The sequence below is a fragment of the Burkholderia sola genome (assembly GCF_905400185.1).
GTDB classification, from domain to species: domain Bacteria; phylum Pseudomonadota; class Gammaproteobacteria; order Burkholderiales; family Burkholderiaceae; genus Burkholderia; species Burkholderia sola.
In genome coordinates, this window is the sequence record NZ_FR989675.1 from 2,140,015 (window position 1) to 2,159,642 (window position 19,628).

Here is a 19,628-nt window from a genome sequence, read left to right on the forward strand (position 1 = left end):
CGCCACGGTGCTGGTGCGGGCGGCACGCGCGGCTGTCCGCCGGATCGGCCTCTATCGGCCCGGGCGCCGGCCGCCGCCGCATGGCCGCACGGCCATGCTCGCCCGCCGCCGGCTCGCGCACTTTTGGCGCTATCATTCCGGGTTCACCGGGCCCGGGCCCTCAGCGAATTCTCACCGGGCGGCGTGCGTGCCGCCCGTCATCGAAGCAATCTCAATGGATGTCATCGTCATCGGCGGCGGAATCAGCGGCGTCGCCACCGCCTACCAGCTGCGCGCGGCCGGCCATCGCGTATGCGTGGTCGAACGCCACGCGACCGTCGCGCAAGGCGCGACCTACGGCGACGGCGGCGCGCTGCTGCCGAGCCCGCTCGACGTCTGGTTCGGCCCGACTTTCATGCACCAGCGCCAGGCGCGCGACAGCGGCATCGTCTACAAGCCGGGCTTCAACGGCGGCGTGCGCCGCTTCGTCAAGCAGCTCGGCACGCTGCGCGAGCCCGATGCATTCGCCGCGCAGTACGCGCGGCTGCGCCCGCTGATCGACGTGTCGCGCGACGCGCTCGCCGATATCGAAGCCCGCCTCGAGCTCGAATTCGAGCAGAAGCCCGGCATCCTGCACGTCGTGCGCGATCCGCGCGACTGGGACGCGCTGCAGCCCGCGCTCGACCTGCTGCGCACACTCGACCAGCCTTACCGCACGCTCACCGCCGACGAATGCGTGGCGCTCGAACCGTCGGTACCGGCCGAGCCCGGCTTTGCCGGCGGCGTGCTGCTCGAAACCGAGCGCACCGGCAACTGCCCGCTGTTCGCGAAACTGGTCAAGCAGACGCTCGACGAGCACGGCGTGCAGTTCCGCTTCGGCGCGGACGTCGCCGCGATCCGCGTCGACAACGGCCGCGTCGCGGTCGAGCTCGCCCCGCCGGGCAACCGGAGCGCGGCGCACGCGCGCGAGGTCGACGTGATGTCGGCCGACGCGATCGTGGTCGCCGCCGGCGCCGGCAGCCTTGCGCTGCTCGAACGGCTCGGCTGGCGCCTGCCGCTGCACCCGGTGCGCGTGCATACGCTCACCGCGCCGGTCGCGTACGAAGAACATGCGCCGCACCTGAGCGTCGTCGATTCGATCAAGCGGATCTCGATCACGCGCACCCACCAGCGGCTGCGCATCGGCGGGGCCGCCGTGCTGCAGAGCCTGGCGGATACCGCGAAGCCGCTCGCCGAGCCGCTGTCGGAGGCCGCGCTCGCGCTGCTCGGCCAGGCCGTCCACGACTGGGTGCCCGGCGCCGCGAAGATCTCGGCCGCGCTGTCGTGGCAAGGCATGCAACTGCTGTCGCCGGACGGCCTGCCCGTCGTGGGTCCGACCCCGCATCCGCGCGTGTTCGTCAATTTCGGCCATGGCCCGGCCGGCTGGGGCCTCGCGTGCGGGTCTGCTAAAGTGGTGACCGACTATCTGGGCGGCAACGTCCAGCACTGGCCCGCCGACACGCTCGCCGCGCTGAACGCCGGCCGCTTCACGACCTGACCGCCGCGGGCCGGCCCGTGGCGGCATCCTTGCCAGCCGCCACGATCCCGCGATGACCGTTACCCCCGCTCCCCCCGTTCGCCCCCCGTTCCCCGATTCCGATCCGATCGCGCTGCTGCGCGTCGCCGACCTGCGCGCGGCCGAAGCCGACGCCGCCGCCGCGCTGCCGCCGCACACGCTGATGGGCCGCGCCGGCGCGGCCGCCGCGCGCTGGCTGTCCGAGCGGGTCGCCGGCGACGATCGCCCCGTCTGGTTCGCGGTCGGCCCCGGCAACAACGGCGGCGACGCGCTGGTGGCCGCCGCGCAACTCCAGCAGCTCGGCGTCGCGACGCATGCGTGGATGCCGGTGCCGGTCAAGCCGGACGACGCGCAATGGGCGCTCGGTCTCGCACGCTCGGCCGGCGTGCCGCTGTCGGCCACCCCGCCCGCGTCGCTGGAGGGCTATGCGTGGGTCGTCGACGGGCTGTTCGGCATCGGTCTCGGCCGCGCGCTCGATGGCGCGTTCGCCGAGCAGGCAGCACGCATCGCCACCCATGCGCGCGGCGGCGGCCGCGTGCTCGCGCTCGACGTGCCCAGCGGGCTCGACAGCGACACGGGCCGCATCGTCGGCGCGGGCGTCGCCGTGGCGGCCACGCAGACGCTCACCTTCATCGGCGCGAAGCCCGGCCTCTACACGGGCGACGGCCGCGATCTCGCCGGCGAAATCCACGTCGCGTCGCTCGACGTCGCGCCGCCCGCCGCGCCGGCCATCGTGCTGAACGCGCCCGCGCGGTTCGCCGCGGCGCTGCCCGCGCGCGCGTTCGCGTCCCACAAGGGCACGTACGGCAGCCTCGCGGTGCTCGGCGGCGACACCGGCATGTGCGGCGCGCCGATCCTCGCCGCGCGCGCCGCTCTGTTCGCGGGCGCCGGCAAGGTGCACGTCGGCTTCCTCGGCGCGGGCGCGCCGCCGTACGACCCGCCGTTCCCCGAACTGATGCTGCATCCGGCCGACACGCTCGACCCCGGCGCGATGACCGCGATCGCGGCCGGTTGCGGGCTCGGCACGCGCGAAGCCGCGGCGACGCTCGTGCGCGACGTGCTCGCGCACGACACGGCGACGCTGCTCGATGCCGACGCGCTGAACCTCGTCGCGACGCACGCGGACCTCGCGACCGCCGTCGCCGCGCGTGGCGCACGCGGCAATCCGTGCGTGCTGACGCCGCATCCGCTCGAAGCCGCGCGCCTGCTCGGCGGCGACACGGCCGCCGTGCAGCGCGATCGCGTCGCGGCCGCGCAGGCGCTCGCCGCGCGTTACGCGGCCATCGTCGTGCTGAAAGGCTCGGGTACGGTGATTGCGGCGCCCGACGGCCGCGTGACGATCAACCCGACCGGCAACGCGGCGCTCGCCACCGGCGGCACCGGCGACGTGCTCGGCGGCCTGATCGGCGCGCTGCTCGCGCAGCGGGTCGCACCTTACGAAGCCGCGCTGGCCGGCGTCTACCTGCACGGCCTCGCGGCCGACACGCTGACCGCGACCGGCACCGGCCCGGCCGGGCTCACCGCCGGCGAGCTCGCGCCGATGGTGCGCACGCTGATCAATCGCCTTTTTTATCCGTCGCCGCGCGCCGACACGTAACGCCGCTATACTGACTGCCCCGCCGCACGGCGGGCCTTCTCGTCCGCCGGCTTTCCGATCACGATGAGCCGGCGCGGCATTCCTCCCGATTCACGCTTCACTCGAACCGCCATGACGCTGAAATCGCTCCCCGCCTGGACTGCCCTTCAATCCCACTTCGAACAGATCCGCCACGCGCGGCTGCGCGACTGGTTCGCGCCGGAAAACGATCGCGCGCCGACCCGCGCCGAACGCTTCACGATTCCGGGCGGCGGTCTCGCGGCCGATTTCTCGAAGAACCGCATCGACGACGAAACGCTGCGCCTGCTCGTGCAGCTCGCGCGCGACGCCGGCGTCGAAGCGCGCCGCGACGCGATGTTCGCGGGCGAGGTCGTCAACCCGACCGAAGGCCGCGCGGCGCTGCACACCGCACTGCGCGCGACCGATCCGCAGGCGCCGTTCCACGCGCAGGTGAGCGCCGAGCGCGCGAAGATGGCGACGTTCGCGCGCGCCGTGCGCAGCGGTACGTGGACGGGCTATACGGGCAAGCGCATCCGCCACGTGATCAACATCGGCATCGGCGGCTCCGATCTGGGCCCGAAGATGGTCGTGCATGCGCTGCACCACGTCGCGACGCGCGAGATCTCGACCCACTTCGTGTCGAACGTCGACGGCGCCGATCTCGCGCGCGTGCTCGAACAGGTCGATCCCGAGGAAACGCTCGCGATCATCGTGTCGAAGACGTTCACGACGCTCGAGACGATGACGAACGCACGCTCGCTGCGCGACTGGTTCGTCGCGCGCGGCTGCCCCGAAGACGCGCTCGCGAAGCACTTCGTCGGCGTGTCGGCGAACCCGGCCGAAGTCGTGAAGTTCGGCATCGCGGCGGACAACGTGTTCGAAATGTGGGACTGGGTCGGCGGCCGCTATTCGCTGTGGTCGGCGGTCGGCCTGTCGATCATGATCGCGGTCGGCCCCGAACAGTTCGACGAACTGCTGGCCGGCGCGAACGACATGGACCGCCACTTCCGCGAAGCGCCGCTCGAGCGCAATTTGCCGGTGCTGCTCGGCCTGATCGGCATCTGGTACCGGAATTTCTTCGGCTCGCAGAGCTATCTCGTCGCACCGTACTCGGAAGCGCTGCACTACCTGCCGTCGTACCTGCAGCAGCTCGAGATGGAAAGCAACGGCAAATCCGCGCGCCTGGACGGCGCCTTCGTCGACTACCCGACGTCGGCCGTCACGTGGGGCGAGCCGGGCACCAACGGCCAGCATGCGTTCTTCCAGATGCTGCACCAGGGGCCAACGATCGTGCCGATCGACTTCATCGCGGTGCTGACGCCCGAGCATCCGCTCGCGAGCCATCATCCGAAGCTGCTCGCGAACTGCTTCGCGCAGAGCGAGGCGCTGATGCTCGGCCGCACGCTGGAAGAAGCGCGCAAGATCGCCGGGCCGGGCAAGGAGGCGCTCGCGCCGCACCTGACGTTCCCCGGCAACCGCCCGACCACGACGCTGCTCGTCGATGCGTTGACGCCGCGCACGCTCGGCGCGCTGATCGCGCTTTACGAGCACAAGGTGCTCGTGCAGGCGACGGTGTGGGACATCAATCCGTTCGACCAGTGGGGCGTCGAGCTCGGCAAGATTCTGGGCAAGGTCGTCGAGGCCGATCTGTCGGCCGACTCGGTCGATCCGGCGAAGCACGACTCGTCGACCACCGCGCTGATCGAGCGCGCCCGCGCGGCGCTCAAGCGTTGAAGCACTGACGCGACGGCGTCATGCCCGTGCCGGCCGCGCGCTTCACGCCGCGCGGCCGGCACGAACATTCACGCGTTGCGCGATGCCGCGTGCGGCGCGACGATGCGCCCCGCGTCGATGGTGACCGTCGTCGCGCAGCGGCGCGCGAGTTCGGCATCGTGCGTGACGAGCACGAGCGTCGCGCCGTGCATGCGGTTCAGTTCGAACATCAGGTCGATGACCGCGTGGCCGGTGGCCGCGTCGAGGCTGCCGGTCGGCTCGTCGGCGAACAGGATCGCCGGCCGCGTGACGAACGCGCGTGCGAGCGCGACGCGCTGCTGTTCGCCGCCCGACAGCAGCTTCGGATAATGCGCGGTGCGTTCGCCGAGGCCGACCTGCACGAGCAGCGCCCGGGCGCGGTCGGCCGCATCGCGCGCGCTGATGCCGCCCTGCAGTTCGAGCGGCAGCATCACGTTCTCGAGCGCCGTCAGGTGCGGCATCAGCTGGAACGACTGGAACACGAAACCGACCGCGCCGTTACGCAATGCCGCGCGCTCGTCCTCGTCGAGCTGGTCGAGCACGCGGCCGAGCAGGCGAACCGTGCCGCTCGTCGCGCTGTCCAACCCTGCGAGCAAGCCGAGCAGCGTCGATTTGCCCGACCCCGACGCGCCGACGATCGCGAGGCTGCTGCCCGGCTGCACGGCGAGCGTGATGCCGTCGAGGATCGTCAGCTCGCCCGTTGCATCGGCAACCCGCTTGCACACGTCATGGACTTCGATGATCGGATCGGTAATCTTGAACATGGACACGACATTTCGCTGGAAAAGACGCGCGGCGACCGCCGCGCTGCTGGGCACCCTGCTGGCCGTCACCGTGCCCGTACGCGCTGCGACGGCGCCGGCATCGAGCCCGCCCGTGATCGTCGTGCTCGGCGACAGCCTGTCGGCCGAATACGGATTGCCGCGCGACACCGGCTGGGTGGCGTTGCTGCGGCAACGGCTCGCGACCGAGCGAATCGATTATAGCGTCGCGAACGCCAGCGTCAGCGGCGACACCACGAGCGGCGGCCGTGCGCGGCTGCCCGCGGTGCTGCAGCGGCTCAAGCCGTCGATCGTCGTCGTCGAACTCGGTTCGAACGATGCGCTGCGCGGCGTGCCGCTCGCGACGACCGAACAGAACCTGCGCGATATCATCGCCGGCGCGCGACGTGCGCAGGCAAAGGTCGTGCTGGTCGGCATGTACGTGCCGCCCAATTACGGCCCCGACTACACGCAGAAGTTCCATGCGCTCTATACGCGGCTGTCGAAGGATCTCGCCGTGCCGCTCGTGCCGTTCCTGTTGGCCGGCATCGAGAACAAGCCCGAGATGTTCCAGGCCGACCAGATGCACCCGGCACGGCAGGCCCAGGGCATCCTGCTCGACAACGTATGGCCGGCGCTGAAGCCGCTGCTCGGCAAGCCGCACGGCTGACCGCGGCTGCACCGGAAAACAAAAAGCCCCGCTTCGAGCGGGGCTTTTCGATGGTTGCGGGCGAAACGATGCTCAGTTGTCGCCGTCCTGCTGCTGGCTGGCCGTCGTGCTGCCGTACAGCTTCACCTTCGAGCGATCGCGCAGCGCGGCGAGGTACGCTTCGCCTTCGCTTTGCGCGTCGACCTGCGCCATCTGCTGCTGCGCGGCGGCCAGTTGCTGCGGATCGACCGCGGAACCGGGGATCACCGCGTTCACGCGGTAGATCGCATAGCCGTCCGCACCGAGGTCGACACCGACGTAAGCCGGCAGCGTCTTCGCATCGACCTTGTAGACGGCGCTCAGCGCAGCCGGCGTCAGGCCCTGCGACTGCGTGCGCGACACCTTCTGCGCGGCCGTAAAGCCGTCGGCCGACTTCGACTTCTGCAATTCGGCCAGCTTCGCCGCACCGTCCTTCTTCGCGAGTTCCGCGGCCTGCTCGGCGATGACCTTCTGGCGCACGACGTCCTTGATCGCGTCGAGCGCGGGCACCGCAGCCGGCTTGTGCTCGGTCACGCGCGCCGAGATCAGCGTGTTGTTGCCGACGTCGATCGCCTGCGTGTTGTTCTGGTTCTTCACCGCGTCGTTCGCGAACACGGCGGCCAGAAACTTCGGATTGTTCAGCGGGCTCGTCGGCGGCAACTGCGGATTCGGCGTCGGCGTGACGGTGGCCGTCTGGATCGTCAGCTTGTACTTGTCCGCGGCCGGCTGCAGCGTCTTCGCCTTTTCGTAGACGGTCGACGTGAAACCTTCCGCATTGTCCGAGAACGCCTTCGCTGCGTACTGCTGCTTCAGGTCGATCGCGATCTGGTCCTTCACTTCCGCGAACGGCTTGACGACGGCCGGCTTCACTTCGGTCGCCTTCAGGATGTGGAAACCGAGATCCGACTGCACGAGACCGCTCACGTCGCCCTGCTTGAGCGAGAACGCGGCATCGTCGAACGCCTTGCCGCCCGCGGTCGAACCGCGCGTGATGAAGCCGAGGTCGCCGCCCTTCGCCGCCGACGGCGCGTCCTGCGAGTTCTTCTGCGCGATCTGCGCAAATTGATCGGGATGCGCTTTCACGTCGGCGAGCAGTTGCTCGGCCTTCGCTTTCGCGGCCGCCTTGTCGGCCGCGCTGGCGCTGCCCGGCGCGGCGATGAAGATGTGGCTCACGCGCACCTGCGCTTCGGTACGGAAGTGCGTCGGGTTGTCGTCGTAGAACTTCTTGATGTCCGCTTCGGTCGGCTGCGCGCTCGCGGCCGCCGCGGCCGGCGAATAGACGAGGTACTGGATCGTCGCGGTTTCCGGCGTCGCGAAGCTCTGCTTGTGCGCGTCGTAGTACGCGGTGAGCTGCGCGTCGGTCGGCTGGACCTTCGCTGCGAAGTCGCTCGTCTTCAGCACGAGCGCCTGCACTTCACGCTGCTGCGCGGCGAGTTCGGACAGGCGTTGCGCGAGGCTCTTCGGCGTGAACGCGCTCGACACGATGCTGGCCGGAATCTGTTGCAGCGACAGGCTGTAACGCACGCGCTCCTGATACTGCTCGGGCGTCATCCCCTGGAATGACAGCAGTTGCGCATAGCGTTCGACGTCGATCGTGCCGTCGGGCTTCTTCAGCGACGCGATCATCGGGTCGCTCATCAGCGCGTCGCGCACCGCGTTGTCGGACGCGGTCAGGTGCAGACGCTGCGTCTCGTCGGCCAGCACGCGTTGCTGGATCAGGCCGTCGAGCACCTGCTTGCGATGCTCGGGCGTGTCGAACATCTTGATGTCGAACTGCCCACCGAGCGCCTGGCGCGCCTGGTCGATCTGCTGGCGGAACGCGCCGTCGAATTCGACCCGCGTGATCTTGTGCCCGTTGACCGCCGCGACGTTCGCACTGTCGTCGAAGAAGCCGCGGAAGCCTTGGATCCCGACGAAACCCAGCCCCGGCAACACGATCAGGAGCAGGAGCGCCATCATCAGGCGCTGGTGATTACGGAAGAAATCGAGCATGCGTGACGGAAAAATTGGACAAAACGACCGATATTACAACATACGGGGTGGGACGGGAAAAAAGCAGGCAAATGCTGTGCGCGAACGGAACCGGAATCCGGAAGCCTCACAGGCGACTTTTCGCCACTCCGCAGTCACGCGCTCGCAAGCGGGCGCAAACCGAACGCACAAACAACAATGCCCGCACAAGGCGGGCATTGTTGTTTGTTTGGCGGAGCGGACGGGACTCGAACCCGCGACCCCCGGCGTGACAGGCCGGTATTCTAACCGACTGAACTACCGCTCCTTGGTCTGGCTGAATCGTGAAACTGGTGGGTGCTGAGGGGTTCGAACCCCCGACCTACGCCTTGTAAGGGCGCCGCTCTACCAGCTGAGCTAAGCACCCGTTTCCGATTCGTTCTGACTGCGATCTGCGTTTGCGCATCAACAATCAGCGAGCCCGCAAGTTTAATTCATCCCCGATCATTTTGCCAAGCCTGGCGCGCGAATTTTTTACGAACGCGCTCGCATGATTCCGATGCGCGTAAAAAAACCCGCGGACACCGCCGCGGGTTTTCGGGAACGACCGTCGGCAACGACGGTGTTCAGCGCCTCAGTGCTTGACGACTTCCGTCGAGCCGGCATCCTTCGCCGCCTCGCCGACCGGCGCCGCAGCCTTCGCCTCTTCTTCCGGCGGCAGCGGCGTCGGCGAACGCTCGAGCGCGAGCTCCAGCACCTTGTCGATCCAGCGAACCGGCACAATCTCGATCGCGTTCTTCACGTTGTCCGGAATGTCCGCGAGATCCTTCACGTTCTCTTCCGGGATCAGCACGAGCTTGATGCCGCCGCGATGCGCCGCCAGCAACTTTTCCTTCAGCCCGCCGATCGGCAGCACTTCGCCACGCAACGTGATTTCGCCCGTCATCGCGACGTCGGCCCGCACGGGAATACCCGTCAGCACCGACACCAGCGCGGTCGTCATCGCACCGCCAGCGGACGGACCGTCCTTCGGCGTCGCGCCTTCCGGCACGTGGATGTGGATGTCCTGCTTCTCGAACGCTTCGTCCTTGATACCGAGACGACGCGAACGCGAGCGCACGACCGAACGCGCAGCCTCGACCGACTCCTTCATCACGTCGCCGAGCGAGCCCGTACGAATCACGTTGCCCTTGCCCGGCATCACCGCGGCTTCGATCGTCAGCAGATCGCCGCCGACTTCCGTCCACGCGAGCCCCGTCACCTGACCGACCTGGTTTTCCTTCGCCGCGAGGCCGAAGTCGTACTTGCGCACGCCGAGAAACGTATCCAGATTCTCGCCATCGACCTTGATCGCGCCCGACGCCTTCTTCAGCAGCAGCATCTTCACGACCTTGCGGCAGATCTTCGACACTTCCCGCTCGAGCGAACGCACACCGGCTTCGCGCGTGTAGTAGCGGATGATGTCGCGAATCGCCTGCTCGGTGACCTCGATCTCGCCTTCCTTCAGCCCGTTGTTCTTTTTCTGCTTCGGCAGCAGGTAACGCTGCGCGATGCTGACCTTCTCGTCTTCCGTGTAGCCCGACAGACGGATCACTTCCATCCGGTCGAGCAGCGGCGGCGGGATGTTCAGCGAGTTCGACGTCGCGACGAACATCACGTCCGAAAGATCGAAGTCGACTTCGATGTAGTGGTCGGCGAACGTGTGGTTCTGTTCCGGATCGAGCACTTCAAGCAGCGCCGACGACGGATCGCCGCGGAAATCCATGCCCATCTTGTCGACTTCGTCGAGCAGGAAGAGCGGATTGCGCACGCCGACCTTCGCGAGGCTTTGCAGGATCTTGCCCGGCATCGAACCGATGTACGTACGGCGGTGGCCGCGGATCTCGGCTTCGTCACGCACGCCGCCGAGCGCCATCCGGACGAACTTGCGGTTCGTCGCGCGAGCGATCGACTGGCCGAGCGAGGTCTTGCCGACGCCCGGGGGCCCGACGAGGCACAGGATCGGCGCCTTGACCTTGTCCACGCGCTGTTGCACCGCGAGATACTCGAGGATCCGTTCCTTGACCTTCTCGAGGCCGAAGTGATCCTCGTCGAGCACCTGCTCGGCGTTCGACAGGTCGTTGTTGACCTTGCTCTTCTTGCGCCACGGCAGGCCGATCAGCGTGTCGATGTAGTTGCGCACGACGGTCGCTTCCGCCGACATCGGCGACATCAGCTTCAGCTTCTTCAGCTCGGCGTCAGCCTTCTTCTTGGCTTCCTTCGGCATGCGCGCGGCGTTGATGCGCTTCTCGAGCTCCTCGAGATCCGCACCTTCCTCGCCCTCGCCCAGTTCCTTCTGGATCGCCTTGACCTGTTCGTTCAGGTAGTACTCGCGCTGGCTCTTTTCCATCTGGCGCTTCACGCGCCCGCGGATGCGCTTTTCGACCTGCAGGATGTCGATCTCGGCTTCGAGCTGCGCGAGCAGATGCTCGAGGCGCTCGATGACCGGGAACATCTCGAGGATGTGCTGCTTCTGGTCGAGCTTCAGCGGCAGGCGCTCGGCGATCATGTCGGCGAGACGGCCGGCTTCGTCGATGCCCGACAGCGACGTGAGAATCTCCGGCGGGATCTTCTTGTTCAGCTTCACGTACTGGTCGAACTGCGACACGATCGCGCGACGCAGCGCTTCCGTCTCGGCGCTATCGGCATGATCGGGCTCGAGCGGCATCACTTCGCAGGAGAACTGCGTCTCCTGTTCTTCGATGGACAACGCCTTCGCGCGCTGCAGGCCCTCGACGAGCACCTTCACGGTGCCGTCCGGCAGCTTCAGCATCTGCAGAATGTTGGCGATACAACCGACCTCGTACATGTCCTTTTCGGTCGGTTCGTCCTTGGCCGCGGTTTTCTGGGCGACGAGCATGATGTGCTTGCCGCCTTCCATCGCTGCTTCGAGGGCCTTGATCGATTTCGGCCGGCCCACGAAGAGCGGAATGACCATGTGCGGGAAAACGACGACGTCCCGCAGCGGCAGCAGCGGGAGCGTGATGCGTTCCGGCGGGAGAAGTTGGGTGCCTGACATTTCATTTCCCCATGAGTGGAATCAATTGTTCGGTAATTGAGGCCGCCACAACGAATTGCAAGCCTTCAAGTGCGGGAAATATTCGGTAAGAAAGTAACCACCGCGTGTCGAGTCAGAGTTACCCACAAGATAAACGAAAAAAAGCCGCCCACGGACTCATGAACGGCCTTTTTCGCTGAACATCGTCGGCAAGCCGGTCAGTTCGAACCCGCCACCTTCGGCGTGTCCTCGTAGATCAGCAAGGGCTTGCCGTCCCCATCGATGACATTCTCGTCGATGATGACCTTGCTGACCCCTTTCATCGTCGGCAGCTCGTACATCACGTCGAGCAACGCCTGTTCGATGATCGAACGCAAACCGCGCGCGCCGGTCTTGCGGCGGATCGCCTTGCGGGCGACCGCCTGCAACGCGCCCGGCCGGATTTCCAGCTCGACGCGCTCCATTGCGAACAGCTTGTGATACTGCTTGACGAGCGCATTCTTCGGCTCGACCAGGATCTTCATCAGCGCGGCTTCGTCGAGCTTGCCGAGCGTCGCGACCACCGGCAGGCGGCCGATCAATTCGGGGATCAGACCGAATTTGATCAGGTCTTCCGGTTCCGTTTCGCGCAGCACCTCGCCCGCGTCGCGTTCCTGCTTGCTCTTGACCGTCGCGCCGAAGCCGATACCGGTTTTCTCGGTCCGATCGGTGATCACCTTTTCGAGACCGTCGAACGCGCCGCCGCAAATGAACAGGATGTTGGTCGTGTCGACCTGGATGAAATCCTGGTTCGGGTGCTTGCGGCCGCCCTGCGGCGGCACCGACGCCATCGTGCCCTCGACGAGCTTCAGCAGCGCCTGCTGGACGCCCTCGCCCGACACGTCGCGCGTGATCGACGGGTTGTCCGATTTGCGGCTGATCTTGTCGATTTCGTCGATGTAGACGATCCCGCGCTGGGCCTTGTCGACCTCGTAGTTGCAGTTCTGCAACAGCTTCTGGATGATGTTCTCGACGTCCTCGCCGACGTAGCCGGCTTCGGTCAGCGTCGTCGCGTCGGCGATCACGAATGGCACGTTGAGCAACCGCGCGAGCGTCTGCGCGAGCAGCGTCTTGCCGGAGCCCGTCGGGCCGATCAGCAGGATGTTGCTCTTCGACAACTCGACGTCGTCCTTCTTGTCGAGATGCTTCAGGCGCTTGTAGTGGTTGTACACGGCCACCGCGAGGATCTTCTTCGCGCGCTCCTGGCCGATCACGTACTGATCGAGGATGTCGCGAATTTCCTGCGGGCTCGGCAGATCGGACCGGGACAGGCTGGCCTCGACGCCGGCGGCAGCCGCCTCGTCGCGAATGATTTCGTTGCAGAGGTCGATACATTCATCGCAGATGAACACCGACGGGCCCGCGATGAGTTTTTTCACCTCATGCTGGCTTTTCCCGCAAAACGAGCAATACAACAGCTTCTCGCTGTTCGAACCTTTTTTGTCCGCCATGAATGTAGAGCCTCCGGACAGGTAAATGACATGATACGCCGATTGCTCCGGACGCCGCGCCTAGGGCGCGACCGGAGCCGGCTGGATGCGCTTGCCGCAGATGCTCAGGGCACTCGGGACGTTTGAGGGCGCCGGCCCGAATCGGGGCGGCACCCCGTTTAAGCTCACGGGCGCTTCAGCAGCACCTGATCGATCAGCCCGTACGCCTTCGCGTCCTCGCTCGACATGAAGTTATCACGGTCGGTGTCGCGCGCGATGCGCTCGACGTCCTGGCCCGTGTGCTGCGCGAGCAGGTTGTTCAACCGTTCCTTCAGGTACAGGATCTCGCGTGCCTGGATCTCGATGTCGGATGCCTGGCCGCGCGCGCCGCCGAGCGGCTGGTGAATCATCACGCGCGAGTTCGGCAGAGCAAAGCGCTTGCCCTTCGCGCCCGACGCGAGCAGGAACGCACCCATGCTGGCCGCGAGGCCCATGCACAGGGTCGACACGTCCGGCTTGATGAACTGCATCGTGTCGTAGATCGCCATCCCGGCCGACACCGAGCCGCCCGGGCTGTTGATGTAGAGGCTGATGTCCTTGTCGGGATTCTCGCTCTCGAGGAACAGCAATTGCGCGACCACGAGGTTGGCGGTCTGGTCGTTCACTTCGCCGACCATGAACACCAGGCGCTCCTTCAGGAGACGCGAATAGATATCGTACGAACGCTCGCCGCGGCCGCTCGTTTCGACGACGATCGGCACCAGCCCCAGCGCTTGCGCCTCGAAACCCTGCGGCGCGTTCGAAGCAAGCATGTCCAGCAATTCAGCGCGAGTGATCATTCAATGAACCTTGTTCGAATGGAAAATTGAACGGAAGGAAGCCGCCCGCCCAATCGCCATATTAATGGCAACCGTGCGCTTGACGTAAAAACGGCGTGCGGGCCGTCGCTCCGACAGCCGGCACGCCGCTAGAGCAACACTTACGCTTGCGCCGATGCGCTCGCGAGTGCCTCGAAGCTCACTTCCTTGTCCGTCACCTTTGCCTTGCCCAGCACGAAATCGACGACGTTGCTTTCAACGACGAACGCTTCCATCTCGGCGAGGCGCTGCTGGTTGGAATAATACCAGCGGACCACTTCCTTCGGGTCTTCGTAGCTCTTCGCGAACTCGTCGACTTCCGCGCGGATCTGTTCCGGCTTCGCTTCGAGGCCGTTCGCCTTCACCAGCTCGGCCAGCACGAGGCCCAGCTTCACGCGGCGCTCGGCCTGCTCGACGAACATTTCGGCCGGGATCGGCGCGTCCTTCGCGTTCGGCACGCCGCGCTGCGCCAGATCCTGGCGAGCCATTTCGACGAGACGTTGCTGGTCCTGCTCGATCAGCGCCTTCGGCACGTCGAGTTCGGAAATCTTCAGCAGCGCGTCCATCACCTGGTTCTTGACGATCGACTGCGTGCGACGCTTCGCTTCGCGCTCGAGGTTTTCCTTGATCTCGGCGCGCATCTTCGTGAGGTCGCCGTCTTCGATACCGAGCGACTTCGCGAATTCCGCGTCGATTTCCGGCAGGTGCGGCCATTCGATCTTCTTCATCGTGACCGTGAACTGCGCCGTTTTGCCGGCGACGTCCTTGCCGTGGTAGTCGTCCGGGAACTTGAGGTCGAACGTACGCTGTTCGCCGACCTTCAGGCCGAGCGCCGCCGTTTCGAATTCCGGCAGCATGCGGCCTTCGCCGAGCACGAACGGGAAATCTTCGGCCGTGCCGCCCGGGAACGCGACGTCGTCGATCTTGCCGACGAAGTCGACCGTCACGCGGTCGCCGTTCTTCGCTGCGGTGTCGTCGCCGCCGTCGCCGTGCTCGCCGGCTTCGCCGCGTGCGTGGTAGTGCACGCGCTGCTTGCGCAGGATGTCCAGCGTGCGGTCGATTTCGGCGTCGCCGATCGACGTGGTCGAGCGCTCGACTTCAGCCGTCGCCAGATCGCCGATCTTCACTTCCGGGTAGACCTCGAACGTCGCGTCGAACGCGTAGGCATTCTCAGCCTGCTCCTGCTTCGGCTCGAAGCTCGGCTGGCCGGCGACGCGCAGGTTTTCCGCGCGGCTGATCGTGAAGAATTCCTGGCCGATCTTGTCGCTCAGCACTTCGGCTTCGACCTGACCCGCGTATTGCTGGGCGACCATCTTCACCGGCACCTTGCCCGGGCGGAAACCCGGCATGCGCACGGTCTTCGCGAGTTTCTGGATGCGGGCGTCGATTTCCTTCTGCACGGTGTCTTTCGGCAAAGAAATCGTCACACGGCGTTCAAGCTTGCCGAGGTTCTCAACAACGTTAGCCATGGCTTCAATCGTCCTAAAATTATTCGAGCGAATCGGGTTTTCCTTGCCGTGCCTGCCTGCAGCATGCGGTGCGTCGCACTCGCACGCCGCGCCGGAGCGCCACGCCATCCCTGCACGCGCCGGATGGCTAGCGCAAGCGGCTCGGAGCACGGCTTTGGCCGGAAGAATCGAGTATTCTAGCAAACAATTTTCCTCATACGGCCAGATCGGTGCGACACGCGTGCGTCCCGCGCCGTCGACGGCCCGTTACACGGCCCATGCACGCGGATCGCGGCTATGCCGAACGGCGTATCCACCGCGCGCGCGCCATCCTGTAAGCTCCGATAGCGTGTGAGCCACTCTCGTGGCCCGACCGCTCATTCTTCACACCAATAACGCCTTCCGGAGACACCATGCCGCACCACCCGTCCGCGCCTGTCGTCGTCATCGCGCCCGATTCGTTCAAAGGCTCGCTTTCCGCCGAGCAGGTCGCGGACGCGATCGCCACCGGCATCCGCCGCGCGCGGCCCGACGCGGTCGTGCGCTGCTGCCCGATGGCCGATGGCGGCGAAGGCACGCTCGACGCGATGCTGGCAGGCGGCGGCACGCGGCGCACGCTGCGCGTGGCCGGTGCGTCGCTGGCGGCGCGCGATGCGGCGGTCGGCGTGATCGATGCGCGCACCGCGATCGTCGAGACGGCCGAGATCGTCGGGATCACCGACCCGGTCGGCATGAGCGTGCCGGTCGACGCGCGCAGCACGCGCGGGATGGGCGACGCAATCCGCACGCTGCTCGACGACGGCGTGCGCCGCTTCTTCGTCGCGCTCGGCGGCAGCAGCACCAACGACGCGGGCGCCGGGTTGCTCGCGGGCCTCGGCCTGCAATGCTTCGACGCCGGCGGCCAGTCGGTCGAGCCGGTGCCGTCGCGGCTCGCCGACATCGCGCACATCGACGCGTCGGGGCTCGATCCGCGCCTGAAGGAAACGGAATTCGTCGGCATGTCCGACGTCGACAACCCGCTGACGGGCGCGCATGGCGCGACCGCCGTATTCGGTCCGCAAAAGGGCGTGACGGCCGCCCAGGTCGCGATCCTCGATGCGGCCCTCGCCCGCTTCGCCGACCTGCTCGAAGCCGCGCTCGACCGCCGCGGCCGCGATCTGCCGGGTGCGGGCGCCGCGGGCGGCCTCGGTTTCGCGCTGCACATGCTCGGCGCACGCTTCGAGCCCGGCGCCGAAGTGGTCGCGCGCCAGGTCGGGCTCGACGCCGCACTGGCCGGCGCCGACTGGCTGATCACCGGCGAAGGCCGCTCCGACGTGCAGACGCTGCACGGCAAGGCGCCGTTCATCGCTTGCCGGCACGCGCGGGCTGCCGGCGTAAGCGCGTCGCTGCTGTCGGGCGCGGTCGACCCGGCCGCGCTGCCGCGCCTGTCCGAGCATTTCTCCGGCTGCTTTTCGCCGGCGCCCGGGCCGATCACGCTCGACGTCGCGATCCGCGACGCGGCCAATCTGCTCGCGAACGAAGCGGAACAGTTGACACGCCTGAAGTACGGTGCACACTGACCGTTGACCCGAGCGCGCGATACAGGAACAATCGGGCCCGCCCTTTTTCTTCAGGATTCGACATGAAAGGCCGTCAAGCCGGGCTCGATCAGTTTCTGACCTATCGCCTCCATGCGCTCACGAAGCGCTCCGACCGCGGGATCGGCGAGGTGTACCGGCACAAGCTCGACATCTCGCTGCCCGAGGCGCGCGTGATCGCCGCCGTCGGCGCATTCGGCCCGTTCTCGATCATGGATCTCGCGCGCCACACCAATCTCGACAAGAGCCAGGCGAGCCGCGCGGCGGAAGCGCTGCTGCGCCAGGGGCTGCTCGAGCGCAGCGCGAGCGACGAAGACGGCCGGATCGTGCTGATCGCGCTGACCACCGACGGTCGCGCGCTGCATCGCAAGATCATGCCGATCGTGCGCAAATGGAACGACGGCTTGCTCGCATGCCTGTCCGACAGCGAACGTCAGACGTTCGAGCGGCTGCTCGACAAGGTCGTCACGCACGCGATCGAACGCGACGACTGAGCCGCGTGGCGGGCCGCCATCGCCGGATTGGCGAGCGCTGGCGGCAGGTTTGATCCGACGAATCAGACAGGCCGCCCGGGTCGCGTCACGTGCGATCCGGGCGGCCCGTTTTGCGTCATGCGGCAGGCATCGCACGAAGCGCGCGTGGTCGCGTTGACGGCGTTGCCGGCGGCCGCGAATTCAGCCGCCCCGTGCGCACTACAACCCGCTGTTCGCCGCGCGCTGGCGCAACAACCCGAGCACCGCGTCGCAGTACGGGGTCGGCACGCCAAGCTTGCGGCCGAGCTCCGGAAACACGCCGAGGATCGGCCCGATCTCCAGCGAGCGCCCCGCCTCGAAATCCTGCAGCATCGACGTCTTGAATGCGCCGAGCTTGCGCGTAACCGCGATCCGCTCGGGGCCGCTCATCCCGGTGGACAGGCCGAGCCTCGCGCCGATCGCGGCTGCCTCCTCCATCATCCGCAGCGCGAGATCCTGCGTGAACGGATCGTCGAGCAACTGCTCGGCCGTCGACCCGGTCAGCGCGCTCAGCGGATTCATGTTCATGTTGCCCCACAGCTTCGCCCAGATCTCGGTCCGGATCGCGCGCGTCGATTCGACGTCGAAACCGCCGGCCGAGAGCGCGTCGGCGAACCGCGCGGTGGGCATGTCGAGCCGCGGATCGGGCGTGCCGACGATCAGCCGGTTGCCGCGCCCGCGACGCACGACACCCGGCGCATCGGTACTCGACGACAGGTGCACGACGCAGCCGATCGCCTGTGCAGGCGGCAACGCGGCCGACACCGCGCCGGCGGGGTCGACCGCATCGAGCGGCACGCCGTCGATTGCCCCTTCGAGCCCGTGCGTGAACCACCACGGCAGCCCGTTCATCGCCGCGACGATCACGGTGTCCGGCCCGACCAGCGGCGCGATGCGCGCGGCCAGCGCCGGCAGCGCCTGTGCCTTCAGCGCGATCACCACGTAGTCCTGCACGCCGAGCGCGGCCGCATCGTCGCTGGCGCGCACCGGCACCGACGAGATTGCGCCCGCCTCGTCGATCACGCGCACGCCGTGCGTATTCAGTGCATCGAGCGTCGCGCCGCGTGCGTACGCGCTCACGGTCATGCCGGCTCTCGACAACGCGGCCGCGAGCAATCCGCCGATCGCGCCGACGCCGACCACCGCCGTGCGCACCGACCCCGAATTCGTGTCCTTCATGATGGCATTCCGTCTCCTGGGAGCTGACGAGCATAACGCTCAATGGTTGCGGGCACAACCATTCTGGCAACGCAGTGCGCGCCGCCCGGCACACGTTCGTGCGCTTCAGCGCGGCACGCCGCCAGCTTCCACAGCTTCATCGTCGGTCGCGCCGCCGGTCGCGCCGAGCATGCCGGCGATCTGGCTCTTGTCGTGCATGCCGAGCTTGCGGTACGCGCAGCGCAGGTAGTGGCGCACGGTGGTCGGCGAGATCGCCATCTGCTGCGCGACTTCCTTGTGCGAACGCCCGGCGCCGTAATAGCGGATCGCCGCGAGTTCGCGCGGGCTCAGCCGGTCGAGCAGCGAGCGCGGCCGCGCGTCGATCTGGAACAGCCCCGCGACGGGCACGCACTGGATGCGCAGCGCGTCGCCGACGAACGGCCGGCCCGAGTGGCGCCGCAGGTACGCGACGAGCGGCTCCGGCACGCGCGCGCCGGCCCAGTCCGGCCATTCCGTGCGCAGCACGTCGTCGAAACCGTGATCGGCGTGGTGCAGCACCCCGAAGTTGTCGCACAGCGCACGCGCGGCCGGCGCGGCCGTGTCGGCGCGCTCGCGTTCGCGCGTGAGCTGCGCGGCGCGATTGATCGTCAATGCGGCCGCGAGATGCGGAATGACCTCCTCGAAACGACGCGCGTCGTCGTCGCCGAACGGCCGGTTCAGGCCCTGACGGTAGATCGACACGAACGTCGTCAGGCCGAAGCGGCGATCGAGCGTACACACGAACATCAGTTGCGCGAGCCCGTATTTCACGCACCAGTCGCGAAACCGCGCATCGAGCCCCGGCTCGACAACCGACAGCCGCACCGCGCGGCCGTGTGCGCCGTGCAACGTGCGGTGCGCGAGCGGATCGCAATCGCGCACGCGCTTCCAGTCGCTGAAGAACGCGTGCGGCAACCGGTACAAAAAGCTGTTGTGCATCACCGGGCCGGTCGGCAGATGGGTCGCGACGCCCGTCCACGCGGCATCGAACGGCATGAGCGCCTGCAGCAGCGAAAAGAACCGGTACTCGAATTCGCCGATGGCGGACTGCGCGGCCACCGCGTACAGGTCGAGCAGCATCAGGCCGAGTGCGCGCTGCGCTGCGTCGCCACGCGTGACGCCGTCGAAATCGGCGCGACGGGACGGCCGCGGCGGCCACGCGAATTCGTCGAGCACGATGGCGGCCGGCACGTCGCGCAGCGCGTCGAGATCCTGCCCGATATCCGTCGTGATCCTCACCTTCCGCTCC

Annotated in this window: 14 protein-coding genes and 2 tRNA genes; 6 read left to right on the forward strand and 10 right to left on the reverse strand. The window is 67.2% G+C overall.

Annotated elements, in window-relative coordinates; genetic code table 11:
• Positions 1-214: 214 nt before the first annotated feature.
• The 3 genes from KR541_RS09785 to pgi all read left to right on the forward strand — a co-directional run bounded on the left by KR541_RS09785 (position 215) and on the right by pgi (position 4,865).
• The gene (locus tag KR541_RS09785) at positions 215-1,516 is read left to right on the forward strand and encodes an FAD-dependent oxidoreductase (protein ID WP_213345428.1); all 1,302 of its coding nucleotides are present in this window, start codon (positions 215-217) and stop codon (positions 1,514-1,516) included.
• A gap of 52 nt (positions 1,517-1,568) precedes the next feature.
• Positions 1,569-3,131, forward strand: coding sequence for an NAD(P)H-hydrate dehydratase (locus tag KR541_RS09790; protein WP_050013277.1), 1,563 nt, complete (start codon positions 1,569-1,571; stop codon positions 3,129-3,131).
• A gap of 111 nt (positions 3,132-3,242) precedes the next feature.
• Positions 3,243-4,865 (forward strand): glucose-6-phosphate isomerase, encoded by a 1,623-nt coding sequence (pgi, locus tag KR541_RS09795; protein ID WP_050013278.1) that lies wholly within the window; start codon positions 3,243-3,245, stop codon positions 4,863-4,865.
• 68 nt (positions 4,866-4,933) lie between these two features.
• Here pgi and KR541_RS09800 read toward each other — a convergent pair whose 3' ends face one another.
• The gene (locus KR541_RS09800) at positions 4,934-5,647 is read right to left on the reverse strand and encodes an ABC transporter ATP-binding protein (protein WP_050013279.1); all 714 of its coding nucleotides are present in this window, start codon (positions 5,645-5,647) and stop codon (positions 4,934-4,936) included.
• Between KR541_RS09800 and KR541_RS09805 the strand changes: the two genes are divergently transcribed.
• Entirely contained in the window at positions 5,646-6,314 is a 669-nt protein-coding gene (locus tag KR541_RS09805; RefSeq protein ID WP_050013280.1) for an arylesterase, read from the forward strand. The genes KR541_RS09800 and KR541_RS09805 overlap by 2 nt on opposite strands.
• A gap of 72 nt (positions 6,315-6,386) precedes the next feature.
• On the opposite strand, the gene KR541_RS09810 is transcribed toward KR541_RS09805, so the two are convergent.
• The 7 genes from KR541_RS09810 to tig form a co-directional block, all read right to left on the reverse strand.
• The gene (locus tag KR541_RS09810) at positions 6,387-8,324 is read right to left on the reverse strand and encodes a SurA N-terminal domain-containing protein (RefSeq protein ID WP_050013281.1); all 1,938 of its coding nucleotides are present in this window, start codon (positions 8,322-8,324) and stop codon (positions 6,387-6,389) included.
• 209 nt (positions 8,325-8,533) lie between these two features.
• Positions 8,534-8,610, reverse strand: a tRNA-Asp gene (locus tag KR541_RS09815).
• A 23-nt stretch (positions 8,611-8,633) separates the two neighbouring features.
• A tRNA-Val gene (locus KR541_RS09820) sits at positions 8,634-8,709 on the reverse strand.
• 207 nt (positions 8,710-8,916) lie between these two features.
• Complete coding sequence (lon, locus tag KR541_RS09825) at positions 8,917-11,340, reverse strand: endopeptidase La (RefSeq protein ID WP_050013282.1); 2,424 nt, start codon at positions 11,338-11,340, stop codon at positions 8,917-8,919.
• A 197-nt stretch (positions 11,341-11,537) separates the two neighbouring features.
• A complete protein-coding gene (gene clpX, locus KR541_RS09830) occupies positions 11,538-12,809 on the reverse strand; it encodes an ATP-dependent Clp protease ATP-binding subunit ClpX (RefSeq protein WP_006489345.1) in 1,272 nt (423 codons plus the stop codon).
• A 164-nt stretch (positions 12,810-12,973) separates the two neighbouring features.
• A complete protein-coding gene (clpP, locus tag KR541_RS09835) occupies positions 12,974-13,627 on the reverse strand; it encodes an ATP-dependent Clp endopeptidase proteolytic subunit ClpP (RefSeq protein ID WP_006496351.1) in 654 nt (217 codons plus the stop codon).
• Between the two features lie 140 nt (positions 13,628-13,767).
• Positions 13,768-15,114: a trigger factor gene (tig, locus tag KR541_RS09840; protein WP_050013283.1), complete on the reverse strand. Its 1,347-nt coding sequence runs from the start codon at positions 15,112-15,114 to the stop codon at positions 13,768-13,770.
• A gap of 392 nt (positions 15,115-15,506) precedes the next feature.
• On the opposite strand from tig, the gene KR541_RS09845 reads away from it, so the two are divergent.
• Both KR541_RS09845 and KR541_RS09850 read left to right on the forward strand, forming a co-directional pair.
• Complete coding sequence (locus tag KR541_RS09845) at positions 15,507-16,652, forward strand: glycerate kinase (RefSeq protein ID WP_124630786.1); 1,146 nt, start codon at positions 15,507-15,509, stop codon at positions 16,650-16,652.
• A gap of 62 nt (positions 16,653-16,714) precedes the next feature.
• The gene (locus KR541_RS09850; RefSeq protein ID WP_050013285.1) at positions 16,715-17,164 is read left to right on the forward strand and encodes a MarR family winged helix-turn-helix transcriptional regulator; all 450 of its coding nucleotides are present in this window, start codon (positions 16,715-16,717) and stop codon (positions 17,162-17,164) included.
• A 198-nt stretch (positions 17,165-17,362) separates the two neighbouring features.
• Here the strand turns inward: KR541_RS09850 and KR541_RS09855 are convergent, their stop codons facing one another.
• Positions 17,363-18,361: a 2-dehydropantoate 2-reductase gene (locus tag KR541_RS09855; RefSeq protein WP_050013286.1), complete on the reverse strand. Its 999-nt coding sequence runs from the start codon at positions 18,359-18,361 to the stop codon at positions 17,363-17,365.
• 105 nt (positions 18,362-18,466) lie between these two features.
• On the reverse strand, positions 18,467-19,618 hold the full coding sequence (locus tag KR541_RS09860) for a helix-turn-helix transcriptional regulator (protein ID WP_124630788.1): 1,152 nt from the start codon (positions 19,616-19,618) through the stop codon (positions 18,467-18,469).
• Between the last annotated feature and the right edge of the window lie 10 nt (positions 19,619-19,628).

Excerpts from the sequence above, each read along its gene's own strand:
- KR541_RS09785 (WP_213345428.1), top strand. The coding sequence starts at position 215 with ATGGATGTCATCGTCATCGGCGGCGGAATCAGCGGCGTCGCCACCGCC.
- KR541_RS09790 (WP_050013277.1), top strand. The coding sequence starts at position 1,569 with ATGACCGTTACCCCCGCTCCCCCCGTTCGCCCCCCGTTCCCCGATTCC.
- pgi (WP_050013278.1), top strand. The coding sequence starts at position 3,243 with ATGACGCTGAAATCGCTCCCCGCCTGGACTGCCCTTCAATCCCACTTC.
- KR541_RS09805 (WP_050013280.1), top strand. The coding sequence starts at position 5,646 with ATGGACACGACATTTCGCTGGAAAAGACGCGCGGCGACCGCCGCGCTG.
- KR541_RS09800 (WP_050013279.1), bottom strand. The coding sequence starts at position 5,647 with ATGTTCAAGATTACCGATCCGATCATCGAAGTCCATGACGTGTGCAAG.
- KR541_RS09810 (WP_050013281.1), bottom strand. The coding sequence starts at position 8,324 with ATGCTCGATTTCTTCCGTAATCACCAGCGCCTGATGATGGCGCTCCTG.
- lon (WP_050013282.1), bottom strand. The coding sequence starts at position 11,340 with ATGTCAGGCACCCAACTTCTCCCGCCGGAACGCATCACGCTCCCGCTG.
- clpX (WP_006489345.1), bottom strand. The coding sequence starts at position 12,809 with ATGGCGGACAAAAAAGGTTCGAACAGCGAGAAGCTGTTGTATTGCTCG.
- clpP (WP_006496351.1), bottom strand. The coding sequence starts at position 13,627 with ATGATCACTCGCGCTGAATTGCTGGACATGCTTGCTTCGAACGCGCCG.
- tig (WP_050013283.1), bottom strand. The coding sequence starts at position 15,114 with ATGGCTAACGTTGTTGAGAACCTCGGCAAGCTTGAACGCCGTGTGACG.
- KR541_RS09845 (WP_124630786.1), top strand. The coding sequence starts at position 15,507 with ATGCCGCACCACCCGTCCGCGCCTGTCGTCGTCATCGCGCCCGATTCG.
- KR541_RS09850 (WP_050013285.1), top strand. The coding sequence starts at position 16,715 with ATGAAAGGCCGTCAAGCCGGGCTCGATCAGTTTCTGACCTATCGCCTC.
- KR541_RS09855 (WP_050013286.1), bottom strand. The coding sequence starts at position 18,361 with ATGAAGGACACGAATTCGGGGTCGGTGCGCACGGCGGTGGTCGGCGTC.